The organism is Flavobacterium sp. GT3P67, from assembly GCF_004349155.1.
GTDB lineage: Bacteria > Bacteroidota > Bacteroidia > Flavobacteriales > Flavobacteriaceae > Flavobacterium > Flavobacterium ranwuense.
This window is the reverse complement of sequence record NZ_SMLF01000002.1, coordinates 165,102-184,099: the sequence shown is the minus strand read 5'-3', so window position 1 is coordinate 184,099 and position 18,998 is coordinate 165,102. Positions and strand designations below refer to the sequence as shown.

At 35.1% G+C, this 18,998-nt stretch carries 17 protein-coding genes; 9 read left to right on the top strand and 8 right to left on the bottom strand.

Going from position 1 to position 18,998, the window contains the following annotated elements; translation table 11 throughout:
• Positions 1 to 31: 31 nt before the first annotated feature.
• The 4 genes from E0H99_RS05360 to E0H99_RS05345 all read right to left on the bottom strand — a co-directional run bounded on the left by E0H99_RS05360 (position 32) and on the right by E0H99_RS05345 (position 4,543).
• On the bottom strand, positions 32 to 940 hold the full coding sequence (locus E0H99_RS05360) for a glucosaminidase domain-containing protein (protein ID WP_131992078.1): 909 nt from the start codon (positions 938 to 940) through the stop codon (positions 32 to 34).
• Positions 933 to 1,829: a 1-aminocyclopropane-1-carboxylate deaminase/D-cysteine desulfhydrase gene (locus E0H99_RS05355; protein WP_131992075.1), complete on the bottom strand. Its 897-nt coding sequence runs from the start codon at positions 1,827 to 1,829 to the stop codon at positions 933 to 935. Before E0H99_RS05355 ends, E0H99_RS05360 begins: the two co-directional genes overlap by 8 nt.
• Positions 1,830 to 1,915: 86 nt before the next feature.
• Positions 1,916 to 3,751, bottom strand: a complete 1,836-nt coding sequence (locus E0H99_RS05350; protein ID WP_131992072.1) for a T9SS type A sorting domain-containing protein — start codon at positions 3,749 to 3,751, stop codon at positions 1,916 to 1,918.
• Positions 3,752 to 4,201: 450 nt separating this feature from the next.
• A complete protein-coding gene (locus E0H99_RS05345) occupies positions 4,202 to 4,543 on the bottom strand; it encodes a hypothetical protein (RefSeq protein ID WP_131992069.1) in 342 nt (113 codons plus the stop codon).
• A 105-nt stretch (positions 4,544 to 4,648) separates the two neighbouring features.
• Here E0H99_RS05345 and E0H99_RS17165 point away from each other — a divergent pair, with 105 nt between their 5' ends.
• The 9 genes from E0H99_RS17165 to E0H99_RS05310 all read left to right on the top strand — a co-directional run bounded on the left by E0H99_RS17165 (position 4,649) and on the right by E0H99_RS05310 (position 13,501).
• A complete protein-coding gene (locus tag E0H99_RS17165; protein WP_158634650.1) occupies positions 4,649 to 4,825 on the top strand; it encodes a DUF5522 domain-containing protein in 177 nt (58 codons plus the stop codon).
• A 293-nt stretch (positions 4,826 to 5,118) separates the two neighbouring features.
• Positions 5,119 to 7,101, top strand: coding sequence for a urocanate hydratase (locus E0H99_RS05340; RefSeq protein ID WP_131992066.1), 1,983 nt, complete (start codon positions 5,119 to 5,121; stop codon positions 7,099 to 7,101).
• Between the two features lie 50 nt (positions 7,102 to 7,151).
• Complete coding sequence (locus E0H99_RS05335) at positions 7,152 to 7,694, top strand: DUF4136 domain-containing protein (RefSeq protein WP_131992063.1); 543 nt, start codon at positions 7,152 to 7,154, stop codon at positions 7,692 to 7,694.
• Positions 7,695 to 7,914: 220 nt separating this feature from the next.
• Positions 7,915 to 9,159, top strand: a complete 1,245-nt coding sequence (gene ilvA, locus E0H99_RS05330) for a threonine ammonia-lyase IlvA (RefSeq protein WP_131992060.1) — start codon at positions 7,915 to 7,917, stop codon at positions 9,157 to 9,159.
• 61 nt (positions 9,160 to 9,220) lie between these two features.
• On the top strand, positions 9,221 to 9,607 hold the full coding sequence (locus E0H99_RS05325) for a group III truncated hemoglobin (RefSeq protein ID WP_131916735.1): 387 nt from the start codon (positions 9,221 to 9,223) through the stop codon (positions 9,605 to 9,607).
• 79 nt (positions 9,608 to 9,686) lie between these two features.
• A complete protein-coding gene (locus E0H99_RS05320; protein ID WP_131992057.1) occupies positions 9,687 to 10,820 on the top strand; it encodes an esterase-like activity of phytase family protein in 1,134 nt (377 codons plus the stop codon).
• Between the two features lie 101 nt (positions 10,821 to 10,921).
• Positions 10,922 to 11,419: a hypothetical protein gene (locus E0H99_RS05315; RefSeq protein ID WP_131992055.1), complete on the top strand. Its 498-nt coding sequence runs from the start codon at positions 10,922 to 10,924 to the stop codon at positions 11,417 to 11,419.
• Positions 11,420 to 11,521: 102 nt separating this feature from the next.
• Positions 11,522 to 11,698 (top strand): hypothetical protein, encoded by a 177-nt coding sequence (locus E0H99_RS17160; RefSeq protein ID WP_165930256.1) that lies wholly within the window; start codon positions 11,522 to 11,524, stop codon positions 11,696 to 11,698.
• 45 nt (positions 11,699 to 11,743) lie between these two features.
• Positions 11,744 to 13,501 carry an aromatic amino acid hydroxylase gene (locus E0H99_RS05310; protein ID WP_131992052.1) on the top strand — a complete coding sequence of 586 codons (1,758 nt, stop codon included), beginning with the start codon at positions 11,744 to 11,746 and terminating at the stop codon, positions 13,499 to 13,501.
• Between the two features lie 73 nt (positions 13,502 to 13,574).
• Here E0H99_RS05310 and E0H99_RS05305 read toward each other — a convergent pair whose 3' ends face one another.
• From E0H99_RS05305 to alaS, 4 genes are all read right to left on the bottom strand, one after another.
• The gene (locus tag E0H99_RS05305; RefSeq protein WP_131992049.1) at positions 13,575 to 14,195 is read right to left on the bottom strand and encodes a DUF4230 domain-containing protein; all 621 of its coding nucleotides are present in this window, start codon (positions 14,193 to 14,195) and stop codon (positions 13,575 to 13,577) included.
• 2 nt (positions 14,196 to 14,197) lie between these two features.
• Entirely contained in the window at positions 14,198 to 15,154 is a 957-nt protein-coding gene (locus E0H99_RS05300) for a GSCFA domain-containing protein (RefSeq protein ID WP_131992046.1), read from the bottom strand.
• Between the two features lie 145 nt (positions 15,155 to 15,299).
• Positions 15,300 to 16,082 (bottom strand): hypothetical protein, encoded by a 783-nt coding sequence (locus E0H99_RS05295; protein ID WP_240723445.1) that lies wholly within the window; start codon positions 16,080 to 16,082, stop codon positions 15,300 to 15,302.
• 224 nt (positions 16,083 to 16,306) lie between these two features.
• Complete coding sequence (gene alaS, locus E0H99_RS05290; protein WP_131992043.1) at positions 16,307 to 18,943, bottom strand: alanine--tRNA ligase; 2,637 nt, start codon at positions 18,941 to 18,943, stop codon at positions 16,307 to 16,309.
• Positions 18,944 to 18,998: the final 55 nt, after the last annotated feature.

Below are 18,998 nucleotides of genomic sequence, written 5' to 3'. Positions count from 1 at the left end.
TTATGAATTATGAGTTATAGTTATTTTTTAATTATTTTACTACCAATCTCTGTCCAATCGATAATATACTGTCAGAAAGATTATTTTTTTGTTTTAAATCATCGACTTTTAAATCGAATTTTTTTGAAATGGAATAAAGCGTATCCCCTTTTTGAACAACGTATGAAAATAAGTCTTGACTGATTGTCTTTCTGGATTCTATAGTTAATTCCTCAACCATCTCTTTTTCATTAGACACATAATTAACATCTAAAACCTGATTGTCATACTCGTGCAAATTGTAGCGCTCAATATAAGAAATCAACTTATCTGGATATTTAGGATCTGTGGCATACCCTGCCGCTCTTAAGCCTTTTGCCCAAGCTTTATAATCGCCTTTTGAGAATCCGAATAGTTTAGAATACCTGCTTCTTCCCGTTAAAAATAAAGCGTGATCTTTGAATGATTCTGAAGGATTATCGTATTTTCTAAAGCATTCCTGATCAGCATCATCGTCGTGCTTAACGCTTTCTCCTGTCCATCCTGCATGACATTTTATTCCAAAATGATTATTAGCACTTATTGCTAAATCTCCTCTTCCTGCACCTGATTCTAAAATCCCCTGAGCTAAAATAATACTTGCGGGAATCCCATAATTCTTCATGTTTCCCATCGCAATTTCTTTAAATTTAGAAATATAAGATACGACAACATCATTTGTGACTACTGTTTTTGATGTTGAAACGATTACTTCTGTTTCACGATTACTTTGTTCTTTTTTTACAGGTTTTGCAACAGTTGTTTTTGCTGTATTAGAGCTTGACGCAGCTATTTTTTTAATCGTGCGAACGACTTCTGATTTTGGTTTTAAAGGAGATTTCTTTGTTACAATAACAGGTTTTGTGGCATTACAACCTATCAAAGTAATTATGGTAAGAAGCAGTAGGATTTTTTTAAACATAGATATCTATTGTTGGTAATTGTTTGTTTCTTAATTTCACATTCATTCCTTGAATTCCCTGAATTCCACCCGTATGAATTAGTAAAATTTTTGATTTGGCAGGAAAATAGTTTTTTTGAATTAAATCTATAACGCCAAAAACCATCTTTCCCGTATAAATAGGATCCAAGGGAATTTGATTTTCCTTGTAAAACTGATTGATAAATTCGATTAAGGCTTCATTTACTTTTCCGTAACCTCCAAAATGATACTCGGTAATTAACTCCCAGTTTTCATTTTGGGCAAAATTACGAATTTCCTCTTTCAAAAAATCACCTTTCAAAGCGGGAAATCCTAAAACTTTTTGGTGAGGCAAAACACTGTTAATAATTCCTGAAATGGTTCCGCCAGTTCCTATTGAGCAACAAATATAATCAAATTCAGCGTCTCCCGGAGTTAGAATCTCTTGACAACCTTTGATGGCTAACGCATTTGTCCCGCCTTCAGGTATTAGATAAAAGTCCCCAAATTGCTGTTTTAAGTTCTCTAAAAAAGAAAGTTCGCTTTTCAATCGGTACTTCTCCCTTGAAATAAATTCCAGTTGCATTCCGCAATTTTGAGCGAATGACAATGTGGGATTCTCCGATATTTTACTCCCTAACTCATCCCCACGAATAATTCCGATGGTTTTAAATCCTTTCTCTTTTCCTGCAAAAGCCACTGCCGCTATATGATTCGAAAAAGCACCTCCAAAAGTAAGCAGCGTTTCATAATGCTCCGTTTTTGCTTGCAGCAAATTGTATTTCAGCTTTCTGAATTTATTTCCGGAAACAAAAGGATGAATCAAATCTTCCCGTTTGATGGCTACTGAAATGGCGTTTGGAAACAGAGTTGTTAGATGTTGATTCAAGCTAAGTGATTTTGGCACAAAGGTAAAATTATATCTAATAAAAATGCAACCTCTAAAGATTGCATTTCGTTTCTTTTATATTCACTCTATTTTCTGATAATTATTTTTTGACCAACTTCATTTTTATCTTTAGTGGCTATTTTAACGATATAAATCCCATCACTAAGTCCCGAAGTAGAAAAAGTATAAGAGGAATTTGAACCTAAATCTTTTTTATTGAAAATTAATTTTCCGGCAACATCATATAAATTACAAGAAGCAAGATCCACTAATAAAGGATTACTAATTATTAGGTTTTTAGTGGTATTATTTTGATAAACCACAAAACTTTGACGTGATGTTTCGTCAAATCCTAAAGTAGTATTGTTTTTAAACGTAATTTCAAACTGTGCGTTGTTTACTCCTGCCGGCAATGTCAAATCATAAAAATCGTTTTTGATGTCATGATATAAATCAGTTGCTTTATCGTGTAAATAAACGGCATTGGTACCTGTGAAATTCAACATTCCTTTTACTGTAATCTTAAAATTGGCTTGATCAGTATTTTTAAAACCTATTGGAATTTTTTTATCAATATCAAAATTCACTGCGTTTATAAGATATTCTTCATCGTCTATTACAAAGTAAACATCGGCCGGACTATCATCACTGGAAGATATTGCATCCATTGCACGATCAACCCCATCAGTAGCTCCAGGAATAAATGCCAAAACAATTTGACGAATTCCTTGATTGTTCAATAAGGTATTAAATCGTATTTGCGGCGTTGGTGCAGTACTTACCGTTTTATAATCAAATCCGGATACTGATGCAATATCTGACATGTAAGTAGAAGTGGTCTTTGTTTTATTTGAATTTATATTTTTTTCAAATTGAGAATAATTCAAAACATCTTCTTTAACAAAAACCCTGTAGCTATTTTTCATTTCTACAGTTCCATTTACAAGTCCATCAATCATGAATCCTTGCCCAATAGGAGAAAAACGTCTTTCATAACTTCCTCCTGTACCGGAAGCCGATCCTTCATTTCCAGAACCATCGTACGAATAAAAAGTAGCCGGTACGTATATACCATTAGTAGTAATATCACCTGGAGAAAAAGCGCCATATCCGCCTTTGTAATTTGCAATGTAATGAGAATCAACTGTTCCATCCTGTTCCCAGAAATAAGCAATTCCGGTGCAATGTGTTTGTGCAATTAAAAAAGCAGATAAATCTATGGCAGATGGATAGGGATTTCCTGTCAATGTAAATTGCTCAAATGCAACTGGAATAGAAATAGTTCCATCATTTGGCTTACCTCTAAAATCATATCTCTGTTTGCCTCCAGGATTATTTTGAACTCCATTTACTGTAGTTAAATTAGTTCCTGAACTCCCTTTCATCGTAAATCCTTCTCCTGCATTTACACCTGAAGTTGCTCCTACCTGAATCCAATCTGAATAACTGGACGTGGCGGTTAACTTAAAAATCCAATAAGGTGCAATTGCAAATGGGCTGGCCGTCCCATTATAATTGTTCATTGCCAAAGGTGTTGAATTATTACTATTTGTCAAGTTTACAATATCTTTAAGCTGAGTAATTCCAAAAGCAGTGTTTCCTGCAGTTGCATTACTGCCTCCAACTGGAGAACACCAATAATCAAATTGAAAATTGTTTGTAGTTCCTTCTTGAAAAACAGATAAACTCCCAAGTCCTTTATTTGCTCCGGCTGACGTAGAACCTTGAACCAACTGGGCATCCTTCCTTAAATAGAAATTACTGTTGGCAGCATTTAACTCTAATTGCTGTTTTATAAAAACGACTTCGTTATTCGCAAAAACGTAACTATTAGGACTTATATACATCTGGGCATTGGCACCGTTCTGTAAAAAGAATCCAGTAACAATCAACAATGCTATTTTAAGTAATTTTGAATTCATAAGCTTGCTTATTAAATTTTCATCTAAAATCACATTTTTTTATGAGACATTTTATTTTAGTAATATTATTTTAATTATAAAAAATGAAATCTCTTGAACTTTAAAAAGGTCTAAAAAAAATATTCTTAATCAAGGATTTTAGTCAAAAAAATCTGTTTTGAGTTAATTTCACTAAAACTACAAAAAAACAGGATAGGAGTCAACATAAATGTCGACAAAAAGTATAAATAACCGACTAAATACATGTTTTTAATGTTTTAAATATGTTATTTCCTATAATTAAAAAATTAAGCAAAAATGATTAAATACTTCAGGATTTTAAATAAAAAGCATTTAACAACCTATAAGTTAATACTGTATAATTGTTTTAGGTCAATAAATACGAGACAGCAAAATGCAATCGAAGGTAACATCAAAATACATTAAGTTCTAAAATGGTTTTGACAAGCACTACTTATTTTTTAAGTATAAATATTTCACAAAACCTAAAAAGGGTCTGCTTTTTAGATATTCAAAATTAGATTCATTAGCGTAAGCTTCTCTTTCAAAACTGATATTACTATAGGCCAAATTGGTGTTTTTATACTGAAACAAGCGAACAAAATATTCTAACAGATACCAAGCAAAAAAAGGTAGTATTAAAAGCTCCAGTTGTTGCCGAAGATGAATTTTTTCATGGTTGATAAAAATAGCATTCTCTTTATCTATACCATATTTTACAAACACAAAAGGAAATACAGTTAGTCCGTGATAGCCTTTAGGAATTAAATATTTAGCAACAATCAGAAACATTCGCTATAAAATTTATAAATTTGTAATAATAAAATGGTTCTATTTAATGAAAAACTCAATCGTTTGAGTTGATTTCATGAATTTTACAATCGAATAATCCCAAATATGATTGACCAAAGTAATGAAAATAAATTAATAGAAGGCGAAGATTTCTATTACACACCTGAAGGCTATAAATGTTTTACTGAAAAACACCATTTAAAACGTGGTTATTGCTGTAAGAGTGGTTGTCGTCATTGTCCTTATGGATTTGATAAAAAAACAGGAACGAATAAAAAGTAAACAGTTTTCAGATAGCAGTTTACAGTATTCAATCACAAAATCAACTAACCCTAAAACATGGATAATCAATCATTAAAGTATAGGATTAAAATATACAAATCCTACCATAGATCGGATATCCGTTATCCATAGTCGTTTTTTTTATTGGCTGTATTCCTTAACTAAAATAAGGAACAAAATGCGAATCGAGTATAAATACAATTCGAAAATGAGTTAATTTGAAGACATAAAAATGTAGAAAACATTGCTATTTCTTTAAATTTTTCAATATTTAAATTTTTCAATAAAAAAACATGACTTTTCAAGAACAAATACAACAAGGAATTCCATCGGTTTTACCAAAACCGAAACCATACGAAGTAGACATCAATCACGCTCCAAAACGGAAAGAAATCCTTTCGAACGAAGAGAAAAAACTAGCGTTACGAAACGCCCTACGCTATTTTGAACCACATCACCACGCTGAATTAATAAAAGAATTCTCGGAAGAATTGGAAACGTATGGTCGTATTTATATGTACCGCTTGCGTCCGGATTATAAAATGTACGCAAGACCTATTGCCGAATATCCCGGAAAATGTGAGCAATCCAAAGCCATCATGCTGATGATTCAAAATAATCTCGATTATGCTGTGGCGCAACATCCGCATGAATTGATTACATACGGCGGGAATGGAGCTGTTTTTCAAAACTGGGCACAATATCTTTTGACGATGCAATACTTATCGGAAATGACCGATGAGCAAACCTTGACGATGTATTCCGGACATCCGATGGGATTGTTTCCATCACATAAAGAAGCTCCTAGAGTAGTAGTAACCAACGGAATGGTAATCCCTAATTATTCTAAACCGGACGATTGGGAAAAAATGAATGCATTGGGTGTTTCGCAATACGGACAAATGACTGCCGGAAGTTACATGTATATCGGTCCGCAAGGAATCGTACACGGAACAACCATTACCGTTTTGAATGGTTTTCGTAAAATAAAACGCAGTCCAAAAGGTGGTTTATTTGTAACCTCTGGTTTGGGCGGAATGAGTGGCGCACAACCGAAAGCCGGAAATATTGCCGGTTGCATCACCGTTTGTGCCGAAGTAAATGCAAAAATAACGCATATTCGCCGCAGTCAAGGCTGGATAAACGAAGTGGTTGAAGACATAGATGAATTGGTGCAACGAGTCGCTTCGGCACAAGCCAATAAAGAAATCGTTTCTATCGGGTATCTAGGAAACGTGGTCGATATTTGGGAAAAATTTGATCAGGAAAATATTCATATTGATTTAGGATCGGATCAAACCTCTTTGCATAATCCTTGGGCTGGAGGCTATTATCCAATTGGTATTTCGTTTGAAGAAGCCAACGAAATGATGGCCAACAATCCAGATTTATTCAAAGAAAAAGTACAGGAAACGTTACGCAGACACACAACTGCAATTAACAAACACACTGCAAAAGGAACCTATTTCTTCGATTATGGAAATGCTTTCTTGCTAGAAGCTTCCCGTGCCGGTGCCGATATTATGGCCGAAAATTATATCGATTTCAGGTATCCAAGTTATGTACAGGATATTATGGGACCTATGTGTTTTGATTACGGCTTTGGACCTTTCCGTTGGGTTTGTGCTTCGGGAAAACCGGACGATTTAGCCAAAACAGATGCTATTGCTTGTCAAGTTTTGGAAGAAATGGCAAAAACGGCTCCTGAAGAAATACAGCAGCAAATGCAGGATAACATTCACTGGATAAAAGGTGCTCAGGAAAACAAACTGGTCGTAGGCTCACAAGCCCGAATTCTTTATGCTGATGCCGAAGGTCGTGTAAAAATTGCCGAAGCTTTTAATCAGGCTATTGCCAAAGGCGAAATAGGAACAGTAGTTTTGGGCAGGGATCACCACGATGTTTCCGGCACGGATTCCCCGTACAGAGAGACTTCTAATATTTATGACGGCTCCCGTTTTACGGCTGATATGGCGATACAAAATGTTATTGGTGACAGCTTTAGAGGTGCCACTTGGGTATCCATTCACAATGGCGGTGGTGTTGGCTGGGGCGAGGTAATTAACGGTGGATTTGGTATGGTTCTTGATGGATCTAAAGAAGCTTCGAGACGTTTAGCATCAATGCTTTTCTGGGATGTCAATAACGGAATATCCAGAAGAAGCTGGGCTAGAAATGACGGAGCACTATTTGCCATAAAAAGAGCGATGGAGACGCAACCTTTATTGAAAGTGACCATCCCTAATATAGTAGCCGACAATTTGTTGGATTTTTAAAAAATTTGAGTGTATCTTTAGTAAACATATAGTAATCAAATAATCACACCATGAAAGCAATAAAATTCCTTCCCGTATTTCTACTTTTCGTAATTGCCTCTTGCAGTTCCGTAAAAGTATATTCAGATTATGATAATAATGTAGATTTCAGTCAATATAAAACGTATGCTTTTCATAAAAAAGGCATCGATCGAGTTGAAATTTCAGAATTGGATAAGAAAAGAATACTTAATGCTATCGACCGAGAACTTAGCAGAAAAGGGATGACCAAAAGTGAAAATCCAGATTTGCTGATTAACATTCTCACCAAAGAAAGAGAAAAAATTGACGTGAACCAATACAATGCCGGTTGGGGTTATGGATGGGGTTACGGATGGAATCCTTATTTCTGGGGAGGACGCAGTACGTATGTTTCGTCTTCAACCGAAGGAACATTGTATATTGATTTAATAGATGCCAAGAAAAAAGAATTGGTTTGGCAAGGAGAAGGAGTTGGATATTTGACTGAAAACCGCAATGAAAAAGAAAAACAAATCAATGAATTTGTGGCAAAAATTTTAGAACAATTCCCACCTTCGGCTTCAAAAAAATAAACATTTGATATGATCTTATCAGACAATCTATATATTTGCAGCTCAAACAAAAACAATGAACAACTTAAATAACATTATTATCGCTATTAACATTATTGTAATTCAACAATAATGGCGAGGTGTTATATAAATAAGTAAGCAATATACAATTTATCAAACCTCCCACATCGGGAGGTTTTTTTATATCAAAAAAAAAATTAAAGACTAGAAAACAACGACCATGAATATATTTAAAGAAGTAGTAGCGGCAAAAAATCAGTTACAAGGAGTGGTTCCTGCTACTCCATTGACAGAAAACCTGAATCTTTCCGATGAATTCGAATCAACCATCCTGTTAAAACGTGAAGATTTACAAATCGTTCGTTCCTACAAAATCAGGGGAGCCTACAACAAAATGAGTGCTCTTACAGAACAGGAAAAAAAACAAGGTATTGTTTGTGCCAGCGCAGGGAACCATGCACAAGGAGTGGCTTATTCTTGTAATCTGCTAAAAATAATGGGCAAGATTTACATGCCTAAAACAACGCCTAAGCAAAAAGTAAAACAAGTGCAGTTGTTTGGAAAATCATACGTAGAAATTGTTTTAACAGGAGATACTTTTGATGACGCTTATGCAAAAGCAGTAGCAGACGCAACGCAAAGCAACAAAGCTTTTATTCACCCGTTTGATGACGTAAAAGTCATTGCAGGTCAAGGTACAGTCGGATTAGAGATTCTAGAATCGTTTAAGGACCCTATCGATTATGTATTTATCCCTATTGGCGGTGGCGGATTGGCGGCTGGACTTTCGGAGGTTTTTAAACAGTTGAGCTCCAATACCAAAATTATTGGTGTAGAACCCGAAGGTGCGCCCTCGATGAAAACGGCAATTGCCAATGGCAAAAACACACCTCTGGAAACTATTGACAAATTTGTGGATGGCGCAGCGGTAAAACAGGTAGGTGACCTCACTTTTGAAATTTGCCGTAAAAATTTAGATGATATCATTCTGGTTCCTGAAGGGAAAGTATGCACCACCATTTTGCGATTGTATAATGAAGAAGCCATGGTTGTTGAACCTGCCGGGGCGTTAACCATTGCTGCTTTGGACTTTTATAAAGACCAAATAAAAGGCAAAACTGTAGTTTGCATCGTCAGTGGAAGTAACAATGACATTGAAAGAACTGCCGAAATAAAGGAACGCTCTTTGCTGTATGAAGGATTAATGCATTATTTCATGATTCAATTTCCGCAACGTCCTGGTGCATTAAAGGAATTTGTAAATGATATTTTAGGCCCTGATGATGACATTACCTATTTTCAGTTTACCAAAAAGAACAGTCGTGAGGTAGGCCCCGCAGTAGTTGGATTAGAACTAAAAAACAAAAATGACATTTTATCCATCAAATCCCAGATGATGAACAAAGGTTTTGAGTTTAAATACCTCAACGAAAAACAAGATTTATTTACGCATTTAATTGGGTAAAAAGAATTATCCATTTTCAGCATAAAGGCCTACCTTTGTGTAGGCTTTTTTACACCCAATCATGACAACACTCACGGATATTACCAACTTGGAAGACATCAAATTACTTGTTGACACTTTTTATTCTAAAGTTCAAAAAGACAGCTTTATTGGACCCATATTCAACGAAAAAATAGGCAATAACTGGCCCGATCATCTGGAAAAAATGTATCGTTTCTGGCAAACTATTTTACTCGAAGTACACTCTTATTCCGGAAGCCCATTTCCACCACACAAACAATTGCCGGTTGCCAAAGAACATTTTGAGCGTTGGATGGAAATTTTCACGGAAACTACTGATAGTTTATTTGCAGGTCCATTGGCCGAAGAAGCGAAACTACGCGCCAAAAATATGGCTGAAATGTTCAACTACAAAATTGAGTATTTCCGCAATGCCGAAAAAAAATAAAATTAACAATCCGTAGTTTTTACAGCAGCTTTTTAATCAATACATCAGTTCACTTTTGCAAATAGTAACACATTCTTTCATGCGTAAATTTTTATTTCTTGTTGTTTTACAAGCTGTTCTTCTTTCTTGCTCTAATCTAAAACAGACCGCTGAAAACAAACAAATTCCCAGTTTAAAACTAATCAGTTCGATTGAAATTCCCTTTGATGAAACTTTTCAGAATACAAAAGTGGGCGGTTTATCCGGAATCGATTATGATGCAAAAAACGATTTGTATTACTTGATAAGTGATGACAGATCCAAGACTAATGATTCCCGATTTTACACCGCAAAAATTCGTTTGGTCGAAAATAAATTAGAAAGTATCCATTTCCAAAGTGTTAGTACTTTAAAAAATGAAATCGGAAAAGTGTATGGCAATTGGACCACAACACCAACTACTTCAGCAGATCCAGAAGATATCCGATTCAATCCAAAAACGAACACTTTGGTTTGGAGTAGCGAAGGTGCTCGAGTGATTACTGCAGATAAAGAAGTTTTACAAAATCCATCAATAAATTTCATGGATTTAAAAGGTGATTTTCTTGGCAATGTCACATTATCGGAAAATTTAAAAATGCAGAAACTGGAAAAAGGTCCGAGAAATAATGGAACTTTAGAAGGAATTACTTTTGACAAAAAGTATAAAAAAATCTATACCAACATTGAAGAACCTTTATTTGAAGATGGCGACAAAGCCAATACCAGCATAGGAGGTTTGATTAGATTGTATCAATTTAATGCAAAAACAAAAAAGAACACCGCCCAATACGGGTACCAACCGGAACCCATTGCACATGAGCCCGACCCAAAAGGCTCTTTTGCTGTAAATGGAGTTTCAGCGATACAGTATTATGGTAAAAACCAATTGCTGGTTGTGGAACGTTCCTACTCTACCGGTACGCAAGCTTGCACGATAAAAGTATTTCTGTGTGATTTGAAAAAAGCAACTAATGTTAAAAATCATCCTTCATTCCAAATCCAAAAATTGGAATTAGCTTCTAAAAAACTGATTCTAAACATGGATGATTTGGGAATTTTTATTGATAATATCGAAGGACTTACTTTTGGACCAAATTTAGCCAATGGCAACCGCTCGATAATTTTTGTTTCGGATAATAATTTTTCAGACAAACAGAAAACGCAAATTTTGGTGTTTGAGTTGGTGAAATAGTAAATCCAAAAAGATTTTTTAATCCACAATACCGTTGGCGCAGGATTGTATTCTGTGCCAACAAAAATGAGAATACAAAATGTTTAATTTAGCGGAACTCAATGAAACATAATTGGAGAGTATTTGAACTTATTCTATCAGGAATTCAGATTTGTTGTGGATTTCTGATATTGTTTTTTGTCTACATAACATGTACTGAATATTATAGTTTTTTATGGAGAAACCCATTAGTGGACCATCAGAGTATTGTTCAAATGGCCTTTAGAAAAAATGGAACTCTAGTAATTGTATCACTTATTGCCATTTCATCAGCAATACTTTTAATCAAAAACCTATCGAAAGGCTGGGTTATGAGCGTTACAACTTGGTGTATGTTTACAATTATATTAATAATCAATTCTTACAGATTAAACCAAAGCAATCCTAATGAGTTGGATTTGATTTCTAAATTTATTTTAGGGATAATTGCAGTTGCTATTACAACAATCGTAGTACTATTAAATAATATAGAATTCAAGCAAAAATACAACCCAACCAAAAAAAATTGGATTGCTATAGCAATTTCTATTGCTGTACTAACAGCTTTAAAATTTTTATAGGCCTAAACGGGAATGAAAAACTGAGCGGAATTTCTTTGAGAAATATTTTAGTGTGATTGCTTCGTTCCTCGCAATGACTGAATGCTGCTGAATTCAACTTAAATGAAACCTAATCTTAAATTACACCACTACGTCCCTAGCCCAGATTGCAATGAAAAGCTTTTTGTGAAAGCCGTTTTAGTTTTTCTTGTTGTGGCAAAGCGACCAGAGGAAGCTCTTGCCACAACAGTAGAAAAACAAACGAGTTCACAAAAACTTGCAATGAAAAGCGGGAAATAGCTCCTGAAATTCGTACTTTTGCAGTTGAACTACAACGTTTTCGATATGAACTCAACCATAGAAAGCAATCCGTTATTAGACCGATTGCCAAAGCACTTAAAACAATTCATTAAACCTCAGGATTATAGCGATTACACGCCCATAAACCAAGCGGTTTGGCGTTATGTGATGCGCAAAAATGTAGATTATTTATCAAAAGTGGCACATAGTTCCTACTTGGAAGGTTTGAAAAAAACGGGAATCGAAGTCGACAACATTCCCAGCATGTACGGCATGAATCGTATTCTGACCGAAATTGGTTGGGCTGCTGTGGCGGTTGACGGATTTATTCCACCAAATGCTTTCATGGAATTTCAGGCATATAATGTCCTTGTAATTGCCTCTGATATTCGCCAACTCGAACACATAGAATACACGCCTGCACCGGATATTATTCACGAAGGTGCCGGTCACGCGCCCATTATTGCCAATCCTGAATATGCGGAATACCTGCGTCGTTTTGGGGAGATAGGCTGCAAAGCGATTTCTTCGCACAAAGATTACCAAATGTATGAAGCCATCCGACTGCTTTCTATCCTGAAAGAAGCCGAAGATACCCCACAAGCCGATATTGATGCTGCCGAAAAAGCAGTGGAAGATTTGCAGAACAATATGGGTGAATTATCGGAAATGGCGCAAATCAGAAACCTACATTGGTGGACCGTGGAATATGGTTTGATTGGAACTATTGACAATCCAAAAATATACGGTGCCGGACTGCTTTCGTCTATTGGGGAAAGTGCCTGGTGCATGACGGATAATGTAAAGAAAATCCCTTACGACCTATCGGCAGCTAACCAAAGTTTTGACATTACTAAACTGCAACCGCAACTTTACGTCACTCCAGATTTTGCTTATTTAAGCTTGGTTTTAGAGGAATTTGCCAATAAAATGGCGTTGCGTACCGGAGGATTATCAGGAATTAATAAATTGATCCATTCAAATGCTTTAGGCACAATTGAATTGAGCACCGGGATTCAAATTTCAGGAGTATTCACCAATGTTATCGAAGAAGAAGGAAAACCCGTTTATATCCAAACAACGGGCAAAACAGCTTTATCATATAGAGAAAAAGAGTTAGTGGGTCATGGAACAATCAAACATACAGAAGGTTTTGGAAGTCCTATTGGAAAACTAAAAGGAATAAATCTTGCGATTGAAGACATGAGTCCTAGAGATTTAAGTGCCTATTCAATTACTGAAAATCAAATTGTAACGCTGGAATTTGAAGGGGAAATTACCGTGAAAGGGGAAATTATTACCGGATCGAGAAACCTGCACGGAGAAATTATTCTGATCAGTTTAAAAAATTGTACCGTAACCCATGGAGAAACTATTTTGTTTCAACCGCAATGGGGAATTTATGACATGGCTGTTGGTAAAAAAGTGGTTTCTGCTTTTTCAGGCCCTGCTGATGTGAATAGTTTTGATTTGATTTCACATGTTCCTACAAGCAAAACAATCAAGGCGAAACATACCGCGGAACGTGATGATTTAGAGGTTTTATACCAAACGGTTAGAAATAGTAGAGAAACCAAGGACACAGAAACTTCTTTGGCACCAATTTTTGATAAATTATGTAACAATCATCCAAACGATTGGTTGTTAGCTGTTGAAATCACGGAACTTTTGAAAGACAGAAACGAACCACAATTACTACAGGAAATAATGGCCTATCTTGATCAATTAAAAGAAAAAAGACCCGAAGTAGCCCATTTGATAACTGGAGGTTTGGATTTGATTTTCGATAAAGAGAAAGCTTAAAAAAAAATGAATCGCAGATTCGCAAATTAGTAGAGTTATCTAAAATCTGTTAATCTGCGGTTCATTTCTTAAATTATAATTTTATTTGCTGACCGAAATCTTTTTCGCTTTCGATTACTTTTCCATCGTATTGTAATTTCCAACCCATCGTATTGGTCAGAATTAATATTTTAGACAATTCACTTATTAGTCGGTTTTGAGCATTTGTTTTCAAGGACGATTTTTCAATTTTCTTGGCCAAATTCGCTTTTACCGATTTGTTTATTTTATTGTAATCATCACCGGTAAAAGGGTTCAATTTGCTTTGTTCCACATTATAAAACTGAATATCCGGACTTATTTTTATTTCTTCTTTTGGAATACTAATAATTGTGATAGTTTTATTTTTTTCATCGATATCGTATTTCATTTTGTGCAAATCATAAGCCACCGTTACATCAGCATTGACTACAATGAGTGCTTTTTTCTCGAAAGAAATCATGTCTAACAGGTATTTCTGCTGGTTCTTATAGGTTATCACTTCTGAGAAGTGGCCTTCCGTAACCACCAATTTCCCTACGTTTACAATTTGTTGCTGAATGAGATTCGTGTTGTAACTGATATCGTCATCATCGTTTTTCTTAAAGTCGCAAAATTTGAACAATAAAAATATTCCAACCATAATTCCTATTCCAATAAGTATTCTTCTAAGCATAATTAAAATTTCATGAATGAATATTGTGAAACCAATTTAGTGATTTTTTCTTTCAATTTCGATTCGAACTTCAGGTGACTTTCTGAATCAGGGTTAAAAGGTCTGTGAGACAAACTTTTTTGAATATTCTCCACTTCTTCCATCGTAGCAAAAGCAGTCTCAGAAATAAAAGCTTCCTTGAAACGTTTCCAAATATAGTCTATCGCCACTTGATTGGGATGCAACATATCTTCGGCATAAAACCGATAATCCCGAAGTTCATCCATCATGATTTCATAAGAAGGAAAGCATTCAGTGATCAGTTTGCAGTGATCAGAATTCAGAAAACTATGAATTGCAGCAATTAAATGCGCTTTACTTACTTGATTTTCGACAAAACCGTCTTTTAAGTGACGTACCGGCGAAACCGTGAAAATGATGTTGCAATCAGGATTTACCGAGTGAATTAATTTGGTTGTCTTTACCAGACTTTCTTTTATCGTTTCAAACGAAAGCAATTCTTTCTGAAACTTCTTTTGTGGCACTTTATGACAATTGGCCACAATAGAATCGCTTTCAATATTTCGATAGACCCATGATGTTCCATATGTGATAATAACATGAGAAGCTTGATGTAATTGCAGTTTTGTTGATTCAAGTATTGTGTTTAAAGATGCTAATAAATCCTCTTTATTTGAATTACTCAAATCCGAATGCACATCAAAACAATGCCATCGTTCGTTATAGAAAAAAACATCTTCTTCCGTGAATAAAGTTGCATGTATGGCTTTATCGATAATTTTCTCCATAGAAACCGGATTAAAAATTATCCCGAAAGGATTTGTGGCGTTTTGAAATTTAAAATATTGGAATTTTTCAGAAATATTTTCTGCAAAACAAGAACCTAAAGAGACAATCTTTGAATTGTAATCTAAAGGATGATTACTTTTAGAAATGGGTATTGGGGTCCTGAATTGCATTTTTATTTTATTTACTACAAATTTGAATAATTTTAGCGAATTAAATACTCTTTCACTCTTTTTTCATTCATCAGACACATTTTAAATTAAAAAACCCTTTCAGAGTTTAATTTGCTGAAAGGGTTGTTATAAAATAAATATTTTCTTAGTAGAAGTATTCTGATTTCAGATAACCGACATTTCCATTAGTAGCAATAGCATTTTCTGAAACCTGTTCCGTTGGGTAATTATCTAAATCGTATTTAAAAGAACTTTTATAAAAATTAGCGGAGGATGTTATTTGATTGTCTTTAGAAACACTTGTAATTACTGTACTTATTAAACTATTATTTGACGAAATTCCTTCATTATATTCCAATAGTTTTTTGTATCCCAATATATTATACAGCGGATTATGCTTAGAATCATAATCAAAACTCACACTATATTTTGACAAAACACCTGATGCGGTATTATCGAATATCCTTTCCTCTTTGATGAGATTTTCGTTTTCAAAATACAATGTTCCGTGAAATTCTTTTACTTCCTGATTCCCTGAACCAATGGTGAATTTTTGATAAGAAACGGTTTTATCTGAATTATAAATGTAATTTATTCTGTAATTCCCTAAAGACTCCGCTTCAACCAATTTACCCTCCAGATAACTATATTCAATAGTCTCAATAAGCTGATATGTTTTATTTAGCGTTACACTTTTTGTGATTAAACCATCCGTGTATGTAAAATCAGTACGTTTCTGAGCTCCTTCAATACTAACTATTTCAGTTCCATTATAAGTAAATAACGTTGTTCCTACAGTACCTTGCGCTGAAGTCTCAACAACCTTCTTTAGCAATTTTGCACTACCGTCAGTATCAGTTGAACACGAATAAAGTGTCAATAAAAAAATTGATAAAACCCAATATATATATTTATTTATTTTCATCATAATAAATCGTGTACTCCTTTACTAAACCTTTTGGGGCTACATCAATCAAACCTAAAAAAATAAAGTAAAAGCGACAATATTCATCGTTACAATCCCTATATTTCGGTTAAACTACTTTTTTTTAACCTCACCATAACCCTACAAATAGTGTATTGAACAAAAAAAATAAACCCTTTTAGAACTTATGTCCTAAAAGGGTTTCTATTATAAAAAATAAATTTGTTTTACTTTACAAACTCTATCGCTTTCTCCAAAGCTTGTTGAATTCCTGCAACATTCTTCCCTCCTGCTGTAGCAAAAAACGGTTGTCCGCCACCACCACCTTGGATAAATTTACCCAATTCGCGAACTACTTGTCCAGCATTTAGGTTTTTCTCCGCTACTAATTCTTTAGAGATATAACAAGTTAACATTGGTTTTTCTTCGTCGGCTGTAGCCAAAACTAGAAATAAGTTATTCCCTAAATTCCCTAATTCATAAGCCAAATCCTTTGCTCCTTCCGGATTCAAATCCACTTGTTTCGCTAGGAATTGTATGCCGTTTATTTCCTGAATTTCAGCGATTAAACTCGCTTTCAAATTTTTGACTTTATCTTTTACCAAAGCCTCAATTTGTTTGGCCAGTTTGGTATTTTCTTCTTGCATCGAATGAACGGCTTTCAAAATATCCTGAGGATTTTTCAATGCTGTTTTTACTTCATTCAATGTGTTTTCATACGAAGCGAAATGTGCTTTAACGGCATCACTTGTAATCGCCTCAATACGACGGATTCCTGCAGCAACCGCTCCTTCAGAAACGATTTTGAAATGCCAGATTTCAGCGGTATTTTTTACGTGGATTCCACCGCATAATTCCATGCTTTCGCCAAATTTAATAGCACGAACCTCATCTCCATATTTTTCTCCAAACAAAGCCATCGCTCCTTCTTGAACTGCTTGCGCAAAAGGAATATTTCTTCTTTCTATTAATGGCAATTGCTCTTGAATTCTTGTGTTTACAAAATCTTCCACTTGTTGTAATTCAGATTCTGTCATTTTAGTAAAATGCGAAAAATCAAAACGCAAGTAGTTTGGATTTACCAAGGATCCTTTTTGTTCTACGTGTGTTCCTAAAATACTTCTCAACGCTTGGTGCATTAAGTGCGTAGCCGAGTGATTTCTGGAAGACAGACTTCTCAAATCCTGATTTACTTTAGCTGTAAAACCAGCATTTACATTTTCCGGTAATTTTTTTGCAAAATGCAAAATCAGGTTATTTTCTTTTTTGGTATCGATGATTTCGATAGTTTCATTTGCAGAAAACAAGGTTCCTTTATCACCCACTTGTCCACCACCTTCTGGATAGAATGGCGTATTGTCTAAAACGATTTGGTATAAAATACCGTCCTTTTTACTGTCAACTTTACGGATGCGAGTGATTTTTACGTCACTTTCTGATTGATCGTACCCTACAAATGTTTCTACATTTCCAGGAATTAATACGGACCAATCTTCGGTAGAAACTTCTGATGCGGCACGGGAACGATTTTTTTGTTCTTGCATCGCAGCATTAAAACCAGCTTCGTCCAGTTCGAATCCTTTTTCTCTAAGAATTAATGCCGTTAAGTCAATTGGAAATCCAAAAGTATCGTATAATTCAAATGCTTTTGCACCTGAAACAGTTGCTCCTTTAGTGTCGGCAACTACATTTTCCAGTAATTGTAATCCTTGGTCTAATGTTCTCAAGAAAGAAGCCTCTTCTTCACGAATCACATTCGTAACCAATTGTTGTTGCGATTTGATTTCCGGGAAAAATTCACCCATTTGATTCGCTAAAACGGCTACCAATTGATTGATGAACGGTTCTTTGGTATTCAAGAAGGTAAATCCGTAACGGATTGCTCGACGCAAAATTCTACGAATTACATAACCAGCACCTGTGTTTGATGGCAATTGTCCGTCAGCAATAGCGAAAGCCACCGCACGAACGTGATCTACCACTACACGAATAGCGATATTGGTTTTGTTTTGCTCTTCGCTGATATTTAAAACTTCGTTTGAAGTGTATTTTAATCCAGTAATTTGTTCTACTTTTTGAATAAGCGGCGTAAAAACATCAGTGTCATAATTAGACGTTTTTCCTTGCAATGCCATACACAAACGCTCAAATCCCATTCCGGTATCAACATGTTGCGCAGGCAATTTTTCTAAAGAACCATCAGCTTTACGATTGAACTCCATAAATACGTTGTTCCAAATTTCTACTACTTGTGGATGGTCATTATTTACTAAACTTTTTCCTGAAACTAAAGCTTTCTCTTCCGCAGAACGAATGTCAACGTGAATTTCTGAACACGGCCCACAAGGTCCTTGATCTCCCATTTCCCAGAAATTGTCTTTCTTGTTTCCAAGAATGATTCGGTCTTCGTCAATCAATTCCTTCCAAATGTCCCAAGCTTCCTGATCGAACGGTACGTTTTCATCTGGGTTTCCTTCGAAAACGGAAACGTATAAATTTTCTTTTGGGATTTTATACACTTCTGTCAAAAGTTGCCAAGCCCAGTTGATGGCTTCTTTTTTGAAATAATCACCAAAAGACCAGTTACCAAGCATTTCAAACATGGTGTGGTGGTAGGTATCAAAACCTACATCTTCTAAGTCGTTATGTTTTCCTGAAACACGAAGACATTTTTGTGTATCGGCAATTCTATTGCTTTTTGGCGTGGCGTTACCCAGAAAATATTCTTTGAACTGTGCCATTCCTGAGTTGTTGAACATCAGGGTTGGATCATCCTTAAGAACTATGGGTGCTGATGGAACAATTAAGTGTCCATTTGATGCGAAAAAATCCAGAAATTGTTTACGTACGTCTTGTGATTTCATTTTTTTAATTTAAATATTTAAAGATTCAAAAATTTAAAGATTAGCTAGAACTGAA

Excerpts from the sequence above, each read along its gene's own strand:
- E0H99_RS05315 (WP_131992055.1), top strand. The coding sequence starts at position 10,922 with ATGAAACATAATTGGAGAGTATTTGAACTTATTCTATCAGGAATTCAG.
- E0H99_RS05305 (WP_131992049.1), bottom strand. The coding sequence starts at position 14,195 with ATGCTTAGAAGAATACTTATTGGAATAGGAATTATGGTTGGAATATTT.
- E0H99_RS05320 (WP_131992057.1), top strand. The coding sequence starts at position 9,687 with ATGCGTAAATTTTTATTTCTTGTTGTTTTACAAGCTGTTCTTCTTTCT.
- E0H99_RS17160 (WP_165930256.1), top strand. The coding sequence starts at position 11,522 with ATGAAACCTAATCTTAAATTACACCACTACGTCCCTAGCCCAGATTGC.
- alaS (WP_131992043.1), bottom strand. The coding sequence starts at position 18,943 with ATGAAATCACAAGACGTACGTAAACAATTTCTGGATTTTTTCGCATCA.
- E0H99_RS05300 (WP_131992046.1), bottom strand. The coding sequence starts at position 15,154 with ATGCAATTCAGGACCCCAATACCCATTTCTAAAAGTAATCATCCTTTA.
- ilvA (WP_131992060.1), top strand. The coding sequence starts at position 7,915 with ATGAATATATTTAAAGAAGTAGTAGCGGCAAAAAATCAGTTACAAGGA.
- E0H99_RS05325 (WP_131916735.1), top strand. The coding sequence starts at position 9,221 with ATGACAACACTCACGGATATTACCAACTTGGAAGACATCAAATTACTT.
- E0H99_RS05360 (WP_131992078.1), bottom strand. The coding sequence starts at position 940 with ATGTTTAAAAAAATCCTACTGCTTCTTACCATAATTACTTTGATAGGT.
- E0H99_RS05310 (WP_131992052.1), top strand. The coding sequence starts at position 11,744 with ATGAACTCAACCATAGAAAGCAATCCGTTATTAGACCGATTGCCAAAG.
- E0H99_RS05335 (WP_131992063.1), top strand. The coding sequence starts at position 7,152 with ATGAAAGCAATAAAATTCCTTCCCGTATTTCTACTTTTCGTAATTGCC.
- E0H99_RS05340 (WP_131992066.1), top strand. The coding sequence starts at position 5,119 with ATGACTTTTCAAGAACAAATACAACAAGGAATTCCATCGGTTTTACCA.
- E0H99_RS17165 (WP_158634650.1), top strand. The coding sequence starts at position 4,649 with ATGATTGACCAAAGTAATGAAAATAAATTAATAGAAGGCGAAGATTTC.
- E0H99_RS05345 (WP_131992069.1), bottom strand. The coding sequence starts at position 4,543 with ATGTTTCTGATTGTTGCTAAATATTTAATTCCTAAAGGCTATCACGGA.
- E0H99_RS05295 (WP_240723445.1), bottom strand. The coding sequence starts at position 16,082 with ATGATGAAAATAAATAAATATATATATTGGGTTTTATCAATTTTTTTA.
- E0H99_RS05350 (WP_131992072.1), bottom strand. The coding sequence starts at position 3,751 with ATGAATTCAAAATTACTTAAAATAGCATTGTTGATTGTTACTGGATTC.